The sequence below is a fragment of the Stenotrophomonas chelatiphaga genome (assembly GCF_001431535.1).
GTDB classification, from domain to species: domain Bacteria; phylum Pseudomonadota; class Gammaproteobacteria; order Xanthomonadales; family Xanthomonadaceae; genus Stenotrophomonas; species Stenotrophomonas chelatiphaga.
Genome location: NZ_LDJK01000030.1, coordinates 1 through 16,547, shown reverse-complemented (window position 1 = coordinate 16,547; position 16,547 = coordinate 1). Strand labels below are relative to the sequence as shown.

The 16,547-nt window shown below is 67.3% G+C and carries 16 protein-coding genes and 1 pseudogene; 7 read left to right on the top strand and 10 right to left on the bottom strand.

Translation table 11 applies throughout. From position 1 onward, the window contains the following. Positions 1–32 precede the first annotated feature (32 nt). The 3 genes from wrbA (at position 33) to ABB28_RS07945 (ending at position 1,523) form a co-directional block, all read left to right on the top strand. Entirely contained in the window at positions 33–623 is a 591-nt protein-coding gene (gene wrbA / locus ABB28_RS07955; protein WP_057508135.1) for an NAD(P)H:quinone oxidoreductase, read from the top strand. Next, positions 623–961, top strand: coding sequence for a DUF2069 domain-containing protein (locus tag ABB28_RS07950; protein WP_083491972.1), 339 nt, complete (start codon positions 623–625; stop codon positions 959–961). Before wrbA ends, ABB28_RS07950 begins: the two co-directional genes overlap by 1 nt. 76 nt (positions 962–1,037) lie before the next feature. Then, positions 1,038–1,523, top strand: a complete 486-nt coding sequence (locus tag ABB28_RS07945) for an asparaginase domain-containing protein (protein ID WP_057508134.1) — start codon at positions 1,038–1,040, stop codon at positions 1,521–1,523. A gap of 77 nt (positions 1,524–1,600) precedes the next feature. On the opposite strand, the pseudogene ABB28_RS07940 reads toward ABB28_RS07945, so the two are convergent. From ABB28_RS07940 to sufT, 6 genes and pseudogenes are all read right to left on the bottom strand, one after another. Then, a pseudogene (locus ABB28_RS07940) lies at positions 1,601–2,971 on the bottom strand (S8 family peptidase); the annotation flags it as partial. A gap of 156 nt (positions 2,972–3,127) precedes the next feature. Further along, positions 3,128–4,891, bottom strand: a complete 1,764-nt coding sequence (locus ABB28_RS07935) for a S8 family peptidase (protein WP_057508119.1) — start codon at positions 4,889–4,891, stop codon at positions 3,128–3,130. Between the two features lie 502 nt (positions 4,892–5,393). Then, positions 5,394–6,518 (bottom strand): S8 family serine peptidase, encoded by a 1,125-nt coding sequence (locus ABB28_RS07930; protein ID WP_057508118.1) that lies wholly within the window; start codon positions 6,516–6,518, stop codon positions 5,394–5,396. A 244-nt stretch (positions 6,519–6,762) separates the two neighbouring features. Continuing rightward, positions 6,763–8,514, bottom strand: a complete 1,752-nt coding sequence (locus ABB28_RS07925; protein WP_057508117.1) for a S8 family peptidase — start codon at positions 8,512–8,514, stop codon at positions 6,763–6,765. 392 nt (positions 8,515–8,906) lie between these two features. Beyond that, positions 8,907–10,001, bottom strand: coding sequence for a branched-chain amino acid aminotransferase (locus tag ABB28_RS07920; protein ID WP_042613067.1), 1,095 nt, complete (start codon positions 9,999–10,001; stop codon positions 8,907–8,909). Positions 10,002–10,067: 66 nt separating this feature from the next. Continuing rightward, positions 10,068–10,619, bottom strand: a complete 552-nt coding sequence (sufT, locus tag ABB28_RS07915; RefSeq protein WP_057508116.1) for a putative Fe-S cluster assembly protein SufT — start codon at positions 10,617–10,619, stop codon at positions 10,068–10,070. Positions 10,620–10,740: 121 nt separating this feature from the next. On the opposite strand from sufT, the gene ABB28_RS07910 reads away from it, so the two are divergent. Further along, positions 10,741–11,172 (top strand): hypothetical protein, encoded by a 432-nt coding sequence (locus tag ABB28_RS07910; RefSeq protein WP_057508115.1) that lies wholly within the window; start codon positions 10,741–10,743, stop codon positions 11,170–11,172. Positions 11,173–11,334: 162 nt separating this feature from the next. On the opposite strand, the gene ABB28_RS07905 is transcribed toward ABB28_RS07910, so the two are convergent. Further along, positions 11,335–12,795 (bottom strand): NAD(P)(+) transhydrogenase (Re/Si-specific) subunit beta, encoded by a 1,461-nt coding sequence (locus ABB28_RS07905; RefSeq protein WP_057508114.1) that lies wholly within the window; start codon positions 12,793–12,795, stop codon positions 11,335–11,337. Continuing rightward, positions 12,792–13,112: an NAD(P) transhydrogenase subunit alpha part 2 gene (locus ABB28_RS07900; protein ID WP_057508133.1), complete on the bottom strand. Its 321-nt coding sequence runs from the start codon at positions 13,110–13,112 to the stop codon at positions 12,792–12,794. Before ABB28_RS07900 ends, ABB28_RS07905 begins: the two co-directional genes overlap by 4 nt. A gap of 96 nt (positions 13,113–13,208) precedes the next feature. Here ABB28_RS07900 and ABB28_RS07895 point away from each other — a divergent pair, with 96 nt between their 5' ends. Genes ABB28_RS07895 through ABB28_RS07885 form a run of 3 tightly spaced genes read left to right on the top strand, consistent with a single transcriptional unit; the run spans position 13,209 to position 14,549 of the window. Then, positions 13,209–13,787 (top strand): RNA polymerase sigma factor, encoded by a 579-nt coding sequence (locus tag ABB28_RS07895; protein WP_083491970.1) that lies wholly within the window; start codon positions 13,209–13,211, stop codon positions 13,785–13,787. Further along, positions 13,784–14,110, top strand: a complete 327-nt coding sequence (locus ABB28_RS07890) for a hypothetical protein (protein WP_057508112.1) — start codon at positions 13,784–13,786, stop codon at positions 14,108–14,110. The genes ABB28_RS07895 and ABB28_RS07890 overlap by 4 nt, the downstream gene beginning before the upstream one ends. 49 nt (positions 14,111–14,159) lie before the next feature. Continuing rightward, on the top strand, positions 14,160–14,549 hold the full coding sequence (locus tag ABB28_RS07885) for a DUF3106 domain-containing protein (protein WP_245625311.1): 390 nt from the start codon (positions 14,160–14,162) through the stop codon (positions 14,547–14,549). A 142-nt stretch (positions 14,550–14,691) separates the two neighbouring features. Here ABB28_RS07885 and ABB28_RS07880 read toward each other — a convergent pair whose 3' ends face one another. Both ABB28_RS07880 and ABB28_RS07875 read right to left on the bottom strand, forming a co-directional pair. Then, entirely contained in the window at positions 14,692–15,777 is a 1,086-nt protein-coding gene (locus ABB28_RS07880) for an NAD(P) transhydrogenase subunit alpha (protein WP_057508110.1), read from the bottom strand. 102 nt (positions 15,778–15,879) lie between these two features. Further along, positions 15,880–16,320 carry a hypothetical protein gene (locus ABB28_RS07875; RefSeq protein WP_152983423.1) on the bottom strand — a complete coding sequence of 147 codons (441 nt, stop codon included), beginning with the start codon at positions 16,318–16,320 and terminating at the stop codon, positions 15,880–15,882. Between the last annotated feature and the right edge of the window lie 227 nt (positions 16,321–16,547).

The window sequence follows — 16,547 nt, the reverse complement described above, 5'->3', positions numbered from 1 at the left end:
TGGCGTCTCCTGGACGAGAAAGCGGGTTGGTGATGGGCGAAATCCTGGTGCTCTACTACAGCCGAGGCGGTTCGGTGGCACGGCTGGCGCGGCAGATCGCGCGGGGCATCGGCGAGGTCCCCGGCATGGGCGCGCGCCTGCGCAGCGTGCCCGCCGTGGCCGCCGTCACCCAGACCGCGCGTCCGCCGGTCCCCGATGAAGGCGCGCCGTATGTCAGCGTGGAAGACTTGGCCGAGTGCGACGGGCTGTTGCTCGGCAGCCCTACCCGCTTCGGCAACATGGCCGCCCCGATGAAGCACTTCCTGGATGGCCTGGGCGCGGAATGGGTCAATGGCACCCTGGCCGGCAAGCCGGCCGCGGTGTTCACCTCCACCGCCTCCATGCATGGCGGCCAGGAATCCACCCTGCTGTCCATGCAGCTGCCGCTGCTGCACCACGGCTGCCTGATCGTCGGCATTCCCTTCACAGAAGCCGCGCTGAGCCATACCACCAGCGGAGGCACACCTTACGGTGCCAGCCATGTCGCCGGTGCCAACGATGATCCACAGCCCAGCGAGGACGAAGCCACGCTGGCGCGCGCGCTCGGCCGTCGGGTCGCCGATATCGCACGGCGGCTGGCCTGATGGCCCCGGGCGCGCGCAGCGTGCTGCTGCTCGCCCTGCTGGGGCTGGCCGCACTGTACGCGTGCTGGTTCTTCAATGACCGGCATTGGCTGGCCACCCAGCTGGTGTTCACCGCCCCGCCGCTGGCGCTGGCGATCGCACTGCGGATGGGCTGGCGCAAGGCCGGATTCTGGGCCTGCGTGCTGGCGCTGGGCTGGTTCAGCCATGGCGTGATGAGCGCCTGGAGCGATGCCGGGACGCGCCTGCTGGCCTGGCTGGCGATCGGCCTGTCGCTGGTGGTGATCTTTGCCGGCAGCCTGCCCGGCCTGCGCGCCCGTTTCAGCCGAAAGCAACGCTGACGCCCCCACCGGGGGCCGGTATCATCTGCGTTCCTGTTCCTGCAGCGCCGTTCCAGGCTCCGAAGACATGCCCATGATGGAAGACCTCCTGATCGTCACCACCGGTGGCACGATCGACAAGATCTACTTCGACGACAAATCGGACTACCAGATCGGCGACCCGCAGATCGGCATGATCCTGCGCGAACTCGGCGTGACTTTCCGCTTCAACGTCATTCCGATCCTGCGCAAGGATTCGCTGCATATCAGCGATGACGACCGCGAGCTGATCCGCGCCACCATCGCCGCCCAGCCGACCCGCCACGTGCTGGTCACCCACGGCACCGACTCGATGGTGGCCACCGGCAAGGTGCTGTCGACCATCCCCGACAAGACCATCGTGATGACCGGCGCGTTGAGCCCGGCCCGCTTCCGCGGATCCGATGCGGAGTTCAACATCGGCTGCGCCATCGGCGCGGTGCAGTCGCTGCCGGCCGGTGTGTACATCGCGATGAACGGACGCATCTGGGACCCGCAGAGCGTGCGCAAGAACGTGGCCGAAAACCGCTTCGAAGCGGCCTGACGATTCCTTTTGCCAACTGGGGGACGAACTCAGTCCGCCCCCCGGGCATTGCCTGCAATGCAGGCAATGCGTTACTGGCCTGCGACTTCCATCGCTTTGTCTACGGCGCCATCCGCGTTGGCGATACCGGCACCACAGCCTTGACGGCAGTCCCCCGGCAGCGGTCGTGCTGTGGTCTTGAGGATGTCGACCACCTGTCCAGGGGTCAGCTTGCCGTCAGCGGCCGACTGCATCAGCGCCACTACGCCGGCGACGTGCGGGGCCGCCATCGAGGTGCCGTTGTAGGCGGCATAGGCAGGCGCACCCGGCGAGGTGCGTCCACTGTTCAAGGTGGAAAGGATGTTCTCACCCGGCGCCGCCAGGGTGATTCCCCTGCCATAGTTGGAAAACCCCGCGCGCGCACCGCGTGAGGTCGTGGCCGCCACCGCCACCACCCCACGGCAGTTGGCCGGATTGAACCGCGACACGTCCGCGTTGCTGTTTCCCGCTGCGACAACCACCGTTGCACCGTTGCGGATCGCGCCGTCCACGGCGGCCTGTGATGCGCGATCGCAGGCTCCCTGCCCGCCCAGCGACAGGTTCAGCACTTTGGCGGGATTTGCATTGCGCGGAATGCCCCTGACGGTGCCACCCGCGGCCCACACCATGCCGTCGGCGATGTCAGAGGTGTAACCGCCGCCCTTGCCGAGGACGCGGACATGCACCAGTTTGGCGTTGAAGGCCGTTCCGGCGACCCCCTGCCCATTATTCGTGGCTGCGGCAACGGTACCGGCCACGTGGGTGCCATGCCAGCTGGAGGGTCGGCCCCACTGGCTGTCGCCGACGTCATCCGGGTTGTCATCCCGACCATTGCCGTCGCCGGCCATGCTGCCGTTGCTGATGAAGTCGTAACCCGGAAGCGTGTTGGCATCCAGCTCCGGATGACGGGTACGGCCGGTGTCGATGATCGCCACCACCTGCCCGGCGCCGGTGGCCTTGTCCCAGGCCGACCGCACGTTGAGTGATGCGGCGCTGCTGGAGAAGCCCCACTGTTCGTTCAAGCGCGGATCGTCGGGATCCAGCGCCGGCTTCAGGATGCGATCCACCTGCACGTGGTCCACGTCGGGATCACTCGCCATGGCCGCCATCCAGGCACCGGCCTGCGCGCGGTCCAGCGCTTTTCCCGCGCGCACCACCATCGGCCCGGTGGCCATCTGGCGCAGCACCTGCATGCCGCCGGTTGCCATGCGCAGACCGGATCCGGCACGGACCAGTGCCGCCTGCATCGCGCCTTCATCCTCGCCCAGCGCGCTCCCTTCACGCAGGTGGACGATGAACTGCTGATGGGTGTCCGACTGTACCAAGCCGGAAAGATCTACGTCGCCGGCATGGGCCGGTGCGCTGTACATCGCCACCAGCACGCAGGCAATGGCAGGTGACAGGAACGTTTTCTGGCAGGACATTTTCATCTGGAGTCTCCTCTGGTTTTGTGGCCAGTCGATCGTGTGCTTGTCCAGCTACGGCAGATATCGGCCATTTACCCACCTGCTCCCTCCCACACATCGCGCAGGCACGGAGGAAATCTCTTCAGCCCGGTCCGACGGCGAGGATGTTGGGGCGCTGCGCTACTCGGCCTTGGCCTTGACCATCAGTCCGCTGTAATCGGTGATCGCCTTGATCCGTATGTGCCAGGTTCCAGAGCCTGGCCAGACACGCACGCAGGTCTTGCTGTTGCCGGTGCCCTGGGGACGGCAGTTGTATTCGGTGTCGGTGGGCCGGAGCGCGTGGCGGGTGTACAGGTCAACGTCACCGGATCCTTCGCCGATCTGCACCACCAGCATGTTGCTGCCCGCCGGCACGTTGAAGGTGTACCAGCGCTCGCTCCCGGCAGTGCCGCTCAGTCCCCTGACCGGTACGTCGTTTTCCAGGTCCGAGGGATCGGGGTCCGGATCGGGGTCTGGATCCGGACCGGTATCGCCGGCGGCCGCCTTGGCGACGACGACGGCAGCGTCGACCAGCCCGGCGCCGCAGCCGCCGGTACAGGTACCGGGCAAGGGCCGTGCGGCACTTCGCAGCAAGGCGTCCACCTGCGCGGGCAGCAACGGCTTGGGCGCCACTGATTGCATCAGCGCGACCACGCCCGCCACGTGCGGGGCCGCCATCGAGGTGCCGCTGTAAGCGGCATAGCTGGGTTGTGCCGGGCCGTGCTGCCCATCATTCAAGGTGGACAGGATGCTTTCGCCCGGCGCGGCCACGGTGATGCGCGCACCGTAGTTGGAGAAGGATGCGCGGCTGCCTGCGGCGTTGGTGGCCGCCACGGCGATCACGCCGCGACAGTTCGCCGGACGGTAACGCGCTACGTCGTCGTTGGAATTGCCCGCCGCCACGACCACCGACGCACCATGGGCAATGGCCGTATCCACCGCGGCCTGGCTGGCCCGGTCGCAGGTGCCGAAGCCACCCAGTGAAAGATTGACCACCTGCGCTGGATGCGGGTTGTCCGCCACCCCTGGCACCCGCCCGCCTGCGGCCCAGACGATGCCATCGGCGATGTCCGACTGGAAACCGCCACAGCGGCCCAGTACGCGCACTGGCACCACCTTGGCATTGAACGCAGTGCCGGCCACGCCGATGCCGTTGTGGGTCGATGCTGCAACGGTGCCGGCCACATGCGTGCCGTGCCAGCTCGAACGCGAACCGCCAGCGGAATTGCATTCGCCGGGAGGGTACCAATCGCCGGCATCGGTAGCATCGCCATCGCGCCCATCGCCATCGCGGGACATCGCCGGATCGCTGATGAAGTCGTAGCCCGGGAGGATGTTGGCGTCGAGGTCGGGATGGCCGGTGATGCCCGTGTCGATGACCGCCACCACCACGCCTTTGCCACGGGCGATGTCCCAGGCAGGGCGGATACCCAGCGAGGCGTTGCTGGCGCCGAAGGCCCATTGCTCGGCCAGCCGCGGATCATCGGGATCCCATGAAGGCCGCAGGATGGCATCCACCTGCACGGCGTCCACGTCTTGCTGCAGTGCCAGCGCGCGGAGCAGCTGTTCGGCCTCGGCGGCATCCAGGGGAACGCTGGTACGCACGACCGTGCTGCCGATCGCCATGCGGCGCAGTGCGCGGACCTGCACCGCCCTGCCGCCTTTGCGGGGAAGCGCATCCGCCGCCCGCTGCAAGCTTCGCGCCGCGCCTGCCAGTGACGATGCCGGTGCACTGCCCGGCCGGTAGGCGACGATGAACTGCTGATGCGCGGTGTTGCCGGCCAGCCCTTGCAGATCCACGCTACCGGCATGGGAAAGCGGGCTCGCGCAAAGACCTGCCACCACGAGGGCAACGGCTGCAGCGACGGGATGGGACCGGGGGATCACACGGTAATGGGTGGACATGGTTGCTGACTCCTCGCAGTGGGACGGCACCTGTCACTACGGAGAAGGAAAAAGCCGCAGCAGGCACTGTCACTGGCGACGCGATGAGCAGCATTCGGCACCGCCACGGCGTAACCGGCACGCTCATGCTGCGCTGCTGCGACGCCGCCGATCATCGGGAAAAGCCGCAGCCGCGCCGACGCAGTCTCCGTTAATGGAGTCGTCGTAACGCCCGACTGCAGCGCACCGCCCGTAATGCGGCACTGGCGGAGAAGCGCCACCGTTCGTTCAACCGGGGATCGTCGGGATCCGGCGTCGGCTTCAGGATGCGAACCACCGGTGTCGATGCGCAGCCGGGATCCAGCACGATCCAGTGCCGCCGCATCGCGCTTCGCCACGCTCCAGTGCACTGCCTTCTTCGCGCAGGTGGGCGCGTGGCGTGAGCCGTCGTCATCGACAGCCAACGCTCAATGAAAATCCGCCGAGATCGGTCAGTACTCCGATAGGGTCGCGATATGTCCCGTCATGGGGAAACTACGCTTACCGCAGCACCGGCATCCACTCCACCGGCACCGCAGCCCTGTGTACAGGGAAAGGGCAATGGTCGCGCACTGGCCTGCAGGACGTTCCTTACCTGGTCCGGCATCAGGGGAACAGACGCTGCCGACTGCATCAGCGCAATCACGCCTGCCACGTGTGCTGCAGCCATGAAGGTGCCGTTCGACGTGGAATAGATCGGCCACGACGGTTCCTTTGGACCGCTGTTGGCCAACGACAGGATCGAGAGGCCGGGTGCAGTCAGCGCCACCGCAGTCCCGTGATTGGAGAAGTCCGGGATGTGACCCTCAAGATCGTGAGCACCAACAGTGATGACACCATGACAGTTCCCCGGATACGTCGCCGCGGCCTCGCCGCCCTGGTCGCCCGCTGCGACCACCACGCTGGCGCCTCTCTCCCGGACGATGGCGATGGCCGCTTCGACGAGCGCCGGACAATCCCCCTCTCCGCCGGCCTCCACCAGCATGACCCTTGCCGGGTTTGTATTGCGTGGCACCCCGTCCACATGGTCCCCGCCGGCCCAGCGAACGGCATCGGCCAGGTCCGTATCGGAAACACCACACGCGCCGCGGACGCGCACGGGGACAACCCTGGCACCATGGGCCACACCCGCAATCCCTCTGGCATTGTCGGTGAGCGCCGCGATGACGCCTGCCGCGCGCGTTCCATCCCACCGTGAGGGACGCTCCTGCGGCTGGAGATCGCACGCGTAAGGCGCCTGCCAATCACCGGAATCGCTGGGGTCGCGATCCCGGCCGTCCCCATCACGGGCACGCTGCGGGTCGGTGATGAAATCGAATCCCGGCAGTACTTGCCCTGCCATCTCCGGGTGCAGCGTGATGCCAGGCCCGAGTATGGCAACGATCGTGCCTGCACCAGCAACCTTCTGCCAGGCAGCCCTGGCATGTATTCCGGTCGGCTCGTCGCCCAGTGCCCATTGCTGTGCGTATTGCGGATCATCGGGAATGTCGGCGTCGCCAGGCAACTCCCCCGCCGAGGCGCTCACCATGGTCGCAGACGCGGCCAGCAGAAAGGCTGCAAACGCAACGCGATGCGCGGTATCGGAACATTGCTTTTCTCGCATGGTCATAGGTCTTCCTCGGCAGGAGCCGGACCATGCGGGTATTGCAGGCCATCCTCCCATGGATACCTTGCTTTTCCTTCAACACGAACGGCAGCCAGAGACGCCCCTATCACCTCATCTGCAGCGATGGTTCACAGAGGAGCCTGGACGCAGCGCGCATCTTCGTCGCCCCCGGCGACGGCCATCAAGCCGATTACGACGACGCCCCGGCAGGGCCGGGGCGTCGGGAGACACGCTGGAACGGGTTTCGTCAGTACTGCGCGCGCACGGTCAATCCGGAGAACGTGCTGTAGGCCTTGATCCGCACGTGCCAGGTCCCCGCAGCCGGGTTGCTGATCGTGCAGGTCTCGTTGTTGCCGCTCAGGTAGGGACGGCAGGTGTACGTCGTGTCGGTCGGCGCGCTGCCCTGACGCAGGTACAGGTCGGCATCCCCACTGCCGCCGCTGATCGCCACGCGCAGCTGGGTAGCCCCGCTGGGCACGCTGACGGTGTAGCTCAGCGCCGCACCGGATGCCGCCCCGAGTCCGCTCACTGCCACGTTGTTCTGCAGCACCGTGCCGGTGCCCGGATCCGGGTTGCCACCGCCACCGCCCTGCGCAGCCACCACCGCCGCATCGGCGTTGACGATGCCCGCGCCGCAGCCACCGGAGCAGGCACCCGGCAGCGCGCGCGCGGTGTTCTTGATGATGGTTTCCACCTGCGCCGGGGTCAGCGGGGTGGGCGCCACCGACTGCATCAGCGCGACCACGCCGGCCACGTGCGGGGCCGCCATCGAGGTGCCGTTGTAGGACGCGTAGGTTGCCGAGCCCGGCACGGTGGTGCCGGTGTTGAGGGTGGACAGGATGGCCTGGCCCGGTGCGGAGATGTCGATGCCGGCACCGAAGTTGGAGAAGCTGGCCTTCGCGCCGGTGTTGGTGGTTGCAGCCACCGCGATCACGTTGGCGCAGTTGGCCGGGACCGACGTGGAGACGTTGCTGGCTTCATTGCCGGCCGCCACCACCACGGTGGTGCCGCGTCCCACCGCGCCGTTGATCGCGTTCTGGTAGGTGGCCGAGCAGCTGCCCCCCCCGCCGAGTGACATGTTGATCACTTCGGCCGGGTTGGCATTGGCCGGCACGCCGCTGACGGTGCCGCCGGAGGCCCAGACGATCGCATCGGCGATGTCGGAGGTGTAGCCGCCGCACTTGCCGAGCACGCGCACCGGCACCACCTTGGCGTTGTAGGCCGTGCCGGCCACGCCGGTGCTGTTGTTGGTCACTGCGGCGACGGTGCCGGCGACGTGGGTGCCATGCCAGCTGGAGTTGGACGCCGGATAACCCGCGCCACATTCGTTGGCTGCGTACCAGTCGCCCTCATCGTTGGGATTGTTGTCGCGGCCACCGCCATCGCGCGCCATGGCCGCGTCGCTGATGAAGTCATAGCCGGGCAGGATGTTCGCGTTCAGGTCCGGATGGCTGGTGATGCCGGTATCGATGACCGCCACCACCACGCCGGTGCCGGTCGACTTGTCCCAGGCCGGACGCACGTTGATGGACGCATTGGACGTGCCGAAGCCCCACTGTTCGCCCAGGCGGGCGTCGTTGGGCACCAGGGTCGGTCGCATGATCTGGTCGACCTCCACGTATTCCACGTTCGGGTCGGCGGCGAGCTTGCGCATCAGCAGTTCGGCCTGCGCGGCATCCAGCGCCTGGTCGGCGCGGACCACGGTCGGGCCCAGCGCCAGCCGGCGCACCTGCTGCAGGCCCAGCGCGCGTCCCTGCGCAGCCGAGAGGCCCGATGCAGCGGTCTTGAGCGAGCTCGCCAGCGCGGTCGGGGTGGCCAGCGGCGGGCTGTTGTCGCGGAATTTGACGATGAACTGCTTGTGGGTCGGCGCTGACGACAGGCCGCTGAGGTGGACATCGCCGGCGAAAGCCGGGGCCACCAGCAGCAACGAGGTGAGCACGGAGCCCCCCATGACGACCAATGCACGCTGACGCAAACGCGGTTGCGAAACCTGGGACATCGGATTTCCTTTTCTGGGTTCTGGCATGGATGCCGGATTCGGCAGATGGCGCCGGTCGCGATTCGCAGGCTGCGCTGCATTGGCAGGAATCGGTGACCGGGGCGGACAGTCCCCCGTGCGCTGTCCACAGGACCGAAGCTAGTCGGTTCGAGCCGAAAACGACAACGTATCAGCCCCACTTCAGGGACATGAAATGTCGGAAGTGAGACTTCTGGTGTCAAAAATTTGTAAAGGTGAAGGAACTTTCACACGCCTTTAACGGTCTTCGGCTGTCCTTGGCCTGTCCTGGCATGACTGTGCCGACATCGGCCAGGCACTAAAAAAGCCCGTCACGGGGACGGGCTTTCTGGGGGCTTCCGCCGAACGGGGCCCGGCGGCACACCGTCAGCCGATCAACCCAGCTTGACCAGCCAGCCATGGCGGTCCGGCAGGCGACCGTACTGGATGTCGGTCAGTTCCTTGCGCAACGACAGGGTCACTTCACCGGCCGGCGCATTGATGTCGCCGACTTCGAAGCCTTCGCCCTTCAGCTGGCCGATCGGGGTCACCACCGCGGCGGTACCGCAGGCGAACACTTCGGTGATCTCACCGGAGGCCACGCCCTGCTTCCACTCGTCGATGCTGACCTTGCGCTCTTCCACCTTCATGCCACGGTCGCGGGCCAGCTGCAGGATGCTTTCGCGGGTGATGCCTTCCAGGATGCTGCCCGACAGCTGCGGGGTCACCAGCGTGCCGTCCTTGTAGACCAGGAAGACGTTCATGCCGCCCAGCTCTTCCAGGTACTTGCCTTCGGTGGGGTCCAGGAACAGCACCTGCGAGCAGCCCTGCGCCTGCGCCTTCTGCTGCGGCAGCAGCGAAGCCGCATAGTTGCCGCCGCACTTGGCCGCACCGGTGCCGCCCTTGGCTGCGCGCGCGTATTCAGTGGACAGCCAGATCGACACCGGCGCCACGCCCTTGGCGAAGTACGGGCCGGCCGGGCTGGCGATCACGTAGTAACCGGCCTTGTGCGCGCCACGCACGCCGAGGAAGGCTTCATCGCCGATCATGAACGGACGGAAGTACAGGCTGGATTCGTCGGCCGACGGCACCCAGTCCTTGTCCAGCGCGACCAGCTGCTTCAACGATTCAACGAAGATGTCCACCGGCAGTTCCGGCAGCGCCAGGCGCTGCGCCGAACGCTGCAGGCGACGGCCGTTGGCATCCGGGCGGAAGGTCCACACCGACCCGTCGGCGTGGCGGTAGGCCTTGATGCCCTCGAAGATTTCCTGGCCGTAATGCAGCACCGCGGCGGCCGGATCGAGCAGCAGCGGACCGTAGGGGCGCACGTTGGCGTTGTGCCAGCCGGTGTCCTTGTCCCAGCGCACTTCCACCATGTGGTCGGTGAAGTGCAGGCCGAAGCCCGGCTTTTCCAGGATGGCGGCGCGCTCATCGGCGCTGCGCGGATGGGCCGAGCGGGTGACGTCGAAGCTGATGTTGGACTGGGACACCGGATGTTTCCTGTTCTGGTTGCGGTTGTTACCGGGATTCCACCACGCGGGCGGCGTACGGTCGGGTCAGAGCATGCCGGTTTCCAGCCGCGCCGACTCGGACATCATGTGGCGGCCCCACGGTGGGTCGAACACCAGTTCCACGTCGGCCTGGGCCACGGTGGGGATGATTTCCAGCTTGCTGCGCACGTCATCGACCAGGATGTCGCCCATCCCGCAGCCAGGCGCGGTCAGGGTCATCTTGACGTCCACCTCGCGACGGCCGTCGTCCAGGTGCTTGAGGTCCACTTCATAGACCAGGCCCAGATCGACGATGTTGAACGGGATCTCCGGGTCGAAGCAGGTGCGCAGCTGCTGCCACACCAGCTGTTCGACCTGCTCGTCGCTGGCGTCGTCGGCCAGCTCCAGCGGCGCCGGGGCCTCCTTGCCGATGGCATCGCCATCCCGCCCCGCGATGCGGAAAAGGTTGCCTTCGACGAACACCGTATAGCTGCCACCCAGCGCCTGGGTGATGTAGCCATAGCTGCCGGCGGGCAGGGTCACCGTTTCGCCCTGCGGGACCATGACGGCCTCGCAGTCGCGTTCGAAGTGGACTGGTTCACTGCTACGGGAGTACATGAGGCTCGATCTGGGGGCTGCGGACGCGCCGCGCAAGGCGACATTTTAGCCCAGCGGCCCGGCGCCCGCCCGTGCACTGCGGCAAACCCAGTATCCTGTTGGCATCCAAAGGGAAATCCGCATGCCCTCTCCTGCTGTACGCACCAGGACCGTGTCCTGGCTCTGGCCCGTGATGTACCTGATCGGCGCCGGCACGGCCCTGCTGGCCTGGGTGTTCTTCGCATTGATGACCGGCCGCCAGTTGGGCTGGATGGCAGTCGTGGTGGCGCTGGAACTGCTGTTCATGCTGCGCCTGGGCACCCTGCGCGGCGGCGTGCTGCGCGCGTTGCTGGTAGCCGGCGGCACGCTGCTGGTGACCGCGCTGGCCTGGTGGAGCATCGCCAGCGCCTGGCTGGGCGGGTCGATGGGGCTGACGCCCTGGGAGTCCGCGCTGCGCATGGGCCCGCACCTGGCGTGGACGCTGGTGGGGCTGGCCAACGTCACCGCCGACTGGCTGTGGCTGCCGGTGGCGCTGGTGTTCGCCACCTGGCTGGGCTGGCAGAAGCGCGTCTGACGCGAACCCGGGGTATGGCTCCGGTGGGTGACGACCGTTGTCCGGTGGGTGACCGTTGTCCGGTGGGTGACCGTTGTCCGGGTGGGTGACGACCGTTGGTCGTCACGCTGTTGCCCCCGGTAGTGACGGCCGCTGGCCGTCATGCCGTTGCGGCGGGAGGCTTCAGTGCCCCCCATCCAGCCCTTTCAGTTCACTCACCAGCGAACCCGCCGCGGCCGCTCCATCGCCGTACAGCATGCGGGTGTTGTCCGCATAGAACAGCGCATTCTCAATCCCCGCAAAGCCGGTCCCGCGCCCGCGCTTGATCACCACCACGTTGCGCGCATTGACCACGTCCAGGATCGGCATGCCGTAGATCACGCTGGCCGGATCGGTGCGGGCCACCGGATTGACCACGTCGTTGGCCCCGATCACCAGCACCACGTCGGTGCTGGGGAACTCGGGATTGATGTCGTCCATGTCGGCGATCAGGTCGTACGGCACCCCCGCTTCGGCCAGCAGCACGTTCATGTGCCCGGGCATGCGACCGGCCACCGGATGGATGGCGAACTTGACCTTCACCCCGCGCGCGATCAGCCGCTGCGCCAGCTCCCAGATCTTGTGCTGCGCCTGCGCCACGGCCATGCCGTAACCCGGCACGATCACCACGCGTTCGGCGAAGGCCATCATCGCCGCCACGTCGGAGGCATCGATCGGCTTCTGCGCGCCGGTGATTTCCTGCGCCTCGCCGCCTGCACCGCCGCCGAAGTTGGAGAACAGCACGTTGCTGATCGGCCGGTTCATCGCCTTGGCCATCAGCCGGGTCAGCAGGATGCCGGCCGCACCGACCATCATGCCGGCGATGATCAGCGCCTCGTTGCCCAGCACATAGCCTTCGAAGGACACCGCCAGGCCGGTGAACGCGTTGTACAGCGAGATCACCACCGGCATGTCCGCCCCGCCGATCGGCAGGGTCATCAGCACGCCCAGCGCCAGCGCCAGCACGAAGAAGGCGATGATTGACCACGGCGCCAGGGTGCTGGCGGCGATGATGCCCAGCACCACCACGGCCACCGCGACGATCATGTTCAGCGCCTGCTGCCCTGGCCAGGTGATGCGCCGGTCCAGGCGGCCGTCCAGCTTGGCCCAGGCGATCACCGAACCGGACAGCGACACCGCGCCGATGGCCGCACCGGTCACTGCCAGCGTCAGCACCATCGCCGAGGGCTGGCGTGCGGCCAGGTCGGCCAGTGCCTGCGCGCTCCAATGACTGGTATCGCGGTTGGCCAGCGCGGACCAGCGCAGCAGTTCCACCGCACCGATGGCTGCGGCCGAACCACCGCCCATGCCGTTGTACAGCGCCACCATCTGCGGCATGTCGGTGATGGCGACCTTGCCGGCCGACCACCACGCCAACCCGCCGCCCAACGCCAGCGCGACCAGGATCAGCGGGATGTTGTGCAGTTCAGGCAGGAAGAAAGTGGCCACGGTGGCCACCAGCATGCCCAGGCCCGCCCAGCGGATGCCGCTGCGGGCGGTGAGCGGGGAGGCCATGCGCTGCAGGCCGAGCAGGAACAGCGTGGCAGCGACGAGGTAACTGGTCTTGACCAGCCAATCCAGCAGTTCAGGCGTGCTGACGTTCAAGGCTGCGGCTCCTTGGCGGCATCGGTGGGCGCCGGCTTGATGCTGGGCTTGAACATTTCCAGCATGCGCGCGGTGACCACGTAGCCGCCGGCGGCATTGCCTGCGCCCAGCACCACCGCGACGAACCCGAGGATCTTTTCCAGCGGCGTCTGCGCATGGCCCAGCACTACCATCGCGCCGATCAGCACGATGCCGTGGATGAAGTTCGAACCGGACATCAGCGGGGTATGCAGGATCACCGGCACCCGCGAGATGATCACATGGCCGGCGATGGCCGCCAGCATGAAGATGTACAGCGCCACGAATCCGTCACTCACCGGCACGACTCCCGCTCTGGATGTAGGCCCCATCATAACCACGCGCTGAACCGTGCGCGCTGTGCTGTCAACGCCGGCTGCCTGCACGCGTTGTCCATGGTGAGCCCGACGAAGGATCCGTACCCTGTGCTGGTGAGCAGCCCCCTGGCCCCGACCGCCGACGCACCGCCCGCATCGCTGGACCAGTTCCTGGCCGGGGTGGGACCGCGTGCGTTCCGCTTCGCCGAGGCCGGCCTGCGCCATCGCGAGGATGCACTGGATGCGGTGCAGGACAGCCTGATCCGGATGCTGGACTACCGGGAGAAGCCGGCCGCCGAGTGGCCGCCGCTGTTCTGGAGCATCCTGCGCCGGCGGGTGATCGACCTGCAGCGCCGTCGCCGCTTTCGCCTGCCGTTCTGGCGCGACAACGTGGACAGCGACGGTGAGCCGGTGGACTGGGCTGATGAGGGTCCGGGCCCGGCCGAGGTCCATGCCGAGCGCGAACAGTACGATGCGCTGGTGCAGGCGCTGCGCGCGCTGCCGCCGCGACAGCGCGAAGCCTTCACCCTGCGCGTGCTGCAGGACCTGGACGGCGCCACCACCGCACGCGCCATGGGCTGCAGCGAAGGCGCGGTAAAGACCCACCTGGCGCGTGCCCGCGACGCGCTGAGAACCCTGATGGAGAATCCGACGTGAGCCGCACCCTGCCCCCCGACGACCAGCTGCAGGCCCTGCACCAGCAGGCCGTGCAGACGCTGTCGCCCGCCACCTTGGCGCGCCTGCGCAGCGCGCGGCATGCCACGGCGGCATCACCGCGGCGCCCGGCGTGGTGGATGGCCACCGCCTTCGCAGGGGTAGCGGCGCTGGGCATCGGCCTCAGCCTGCAGCTGCGTTCGCCCCCTTCGTCGGTGCCTGCGGTGGCGCCGATGGTGGCCGCGCTGGAAAGCGATGGCACCGCACTGGATGAAAACCCCGATCTTTACCTGTGGCTGGCCAGCACCGACCTGGCGATGGAGTGACCTGATGAACGCCTATCTCCCTTCCCGCCTGCTGCCTGTGCTGCTGGTAATGCTGAGCGCCGGTGGCGCGGCATTCGCGCAGGATGCCGCGCCGCCGGCGTGGGAACAGTTGAGCCCGGACCAGCGCGATGCACTGGTCGCGCCGCTGCGCGACCGCTGGAACAGTGCCCCACCTGCGCAACGCCAGCGCATGCTGCAGCACGGCCAGCGCTGGCAATCGATGACACCGGAGCAGCGCGACCAGGCGCGTAAAGGCATGCGCCGTTTCGATGGCATGAGTCCGGAGCAGCGCGAACAGGCCCGCGCACTGTTCGGCAAGATGCGCGGCATGAGCCCGGAACAGCGCAATGAACTGCGCGCACGCTGGGGCACGATGACCAACGACCAGCGCCGGCAGTGGGTGCGCGACAACCCGCCGCCCCCGCGCAACCGCGACTGACCGGTAGCGACGGCCGCTGGCCGTCCTGTTGCGGTTTCGGTAGGTGACGGCCGCTGGTCGTCACGCTGTTGCTCCGGTAGTGACGGCCGCTGGCCGTCAACCACGCACTCCCGGCTTGACGGCCAGCGGCCGTCACTGCCGCTCAGGCACCCGCCATCCAGCGCGTTTTGGCCAACAACTCATCGTCCCAGTCGAACCGCACTTCCCCGTCCTGCACGAACAGGCTGACGAAGTTCAACACGTTGCGCGCATACATCTCGCTGGCCTGCGCCGCGCCCAGGCTGGCCAGGTTCAGCGGGCCATCCACCACCACCCCGGCGTGCTCGATGCAGTCGCCCGGCACGGTCACCGCACAGTTGCCACCGCTCTCCGCCGCAAGGTCGACGATCACGCTGCCCGGCGCCATGCCTTCCACCATCGCCTGGCTCAGGATCACCGGCGCAGTCCGCCCCGGCACTGCCGCCGTGCAGATCACCACATCCACGCCACGCAGATGGTCGGCCAGCCGCTGCTGCTGCAGCGCGCGCTCTTCATGGGTCAGCGCACGCGCATAGCCGCCCTCGCCGGCCGCACTCACCCCCAGGTCAAGGAAGCGCGCGCCCAGCGACTGGATCTGCTCACGGGTTTCCGGTCGCACATCGAAGCCTTCCACCTGCGCGCCGAGCCGCCGTGCCGTGGCAATAGCCTGCAGCCCCGCCACGCCGGCACCCACCACCAGCACCTTGGCCGGGCGCACCGTACCGGCAGCGGTGGTCAGCATCGGGAAGAAGCGCGGCGCCCGTTGGGCGGCAATCAGCGTGGCCTTGTAACCGGCCATGCCGGCCTGGGAACTCAGTACATCCATCGATTGCGCGCGGGTGGTACGCGGCAGCAGTTGCAGCGGAAACAGCTGCAGCCCCGGCTGCGTGGCCAGTGCAGCCAGCCCTGCATCGCGCGCCGGCTGCAGCAGCCCCACCACGCTGGCACCGGGCTTCAACCGTGCCAGCCGCGCCGGATCGGGTGACTGCACGCAGAGCAGCGCATCGATATCCGCCCAGCGGCTGTCGTCGACCAGCAGTGCGCCGGCATCCAGATAGGCTTGGTCGGGGAAGCCCGCCGATGTGCCCGCACCGGCCTCGAACCAGACCGTGGCACCGCGCGCGGCCAGTTTCTTCGCGGTTTCCGGGGTGAGCGCCACACGGCGCTCTCCTGGTGCAGTTTCCTTTACTCCCAGCAACGCTACGGCCATGCGCTTCCCCGCCAACGAGTGATGCGCCGATGGTAGCGCGCGCTTGGGGGTGGGGGTAGCGCCGAGCCACGCTCGGCGAGCGAAGCGGCAAACCGGGTTCCCTCACCCCACTCCCGGATCGGTCTTCAACTGCGCCTCAAGGCGCACATCAAACGCCTGCTTCATCCGCGACAACTGCTCCAGCCAGGCGGCATTGCCTTCGTAGCTGATGCAGGAAAGAAACCCGCCAGAGCTGCTGACCAGCGCCTTCATCGGCGCAAATCCGCCGTCGACCACCAACACCACTGTTGCCACTTCAAGGACCGGCTCCCTGTTCGTAAACGCGATCGCGTCATCGACTGCCGGCCGGCCCCGTACCGTGCGGCGCAGTGCCACGGTACCGCCTCCCACCGCGCGCTGGACGTCGTTGATACCGTCCACCTGGCGCTGCCACAGCACGGCCGTTTCCAGGCTCATACAGGTTTTCGCTTCGTCGAGGACCAGTCGCTCCAGGTCGGACAAGGCGTTTCGACGTGAGAACAGCGATCTCAGGATGGACTTCATTGTCTGTTCCCGCTGCCAGTGGCAGTTCCATGGAATCGCCCCGATTCCGCGCGTTCTGCGCCTTCAAATCAAGGGCCAACAACGTCATGCGCACCGGCTCATTTAAAAAAAAGGGGACGGAGGGGATTAAGTCGTAATCAGCTTGGCCGATTGCGACTTAATCCCCTCCGTCCCCTTTTTTTTAGTGGACGGTGGTGTTTCCGCGCGGATCCAGGCGGTCGATCACG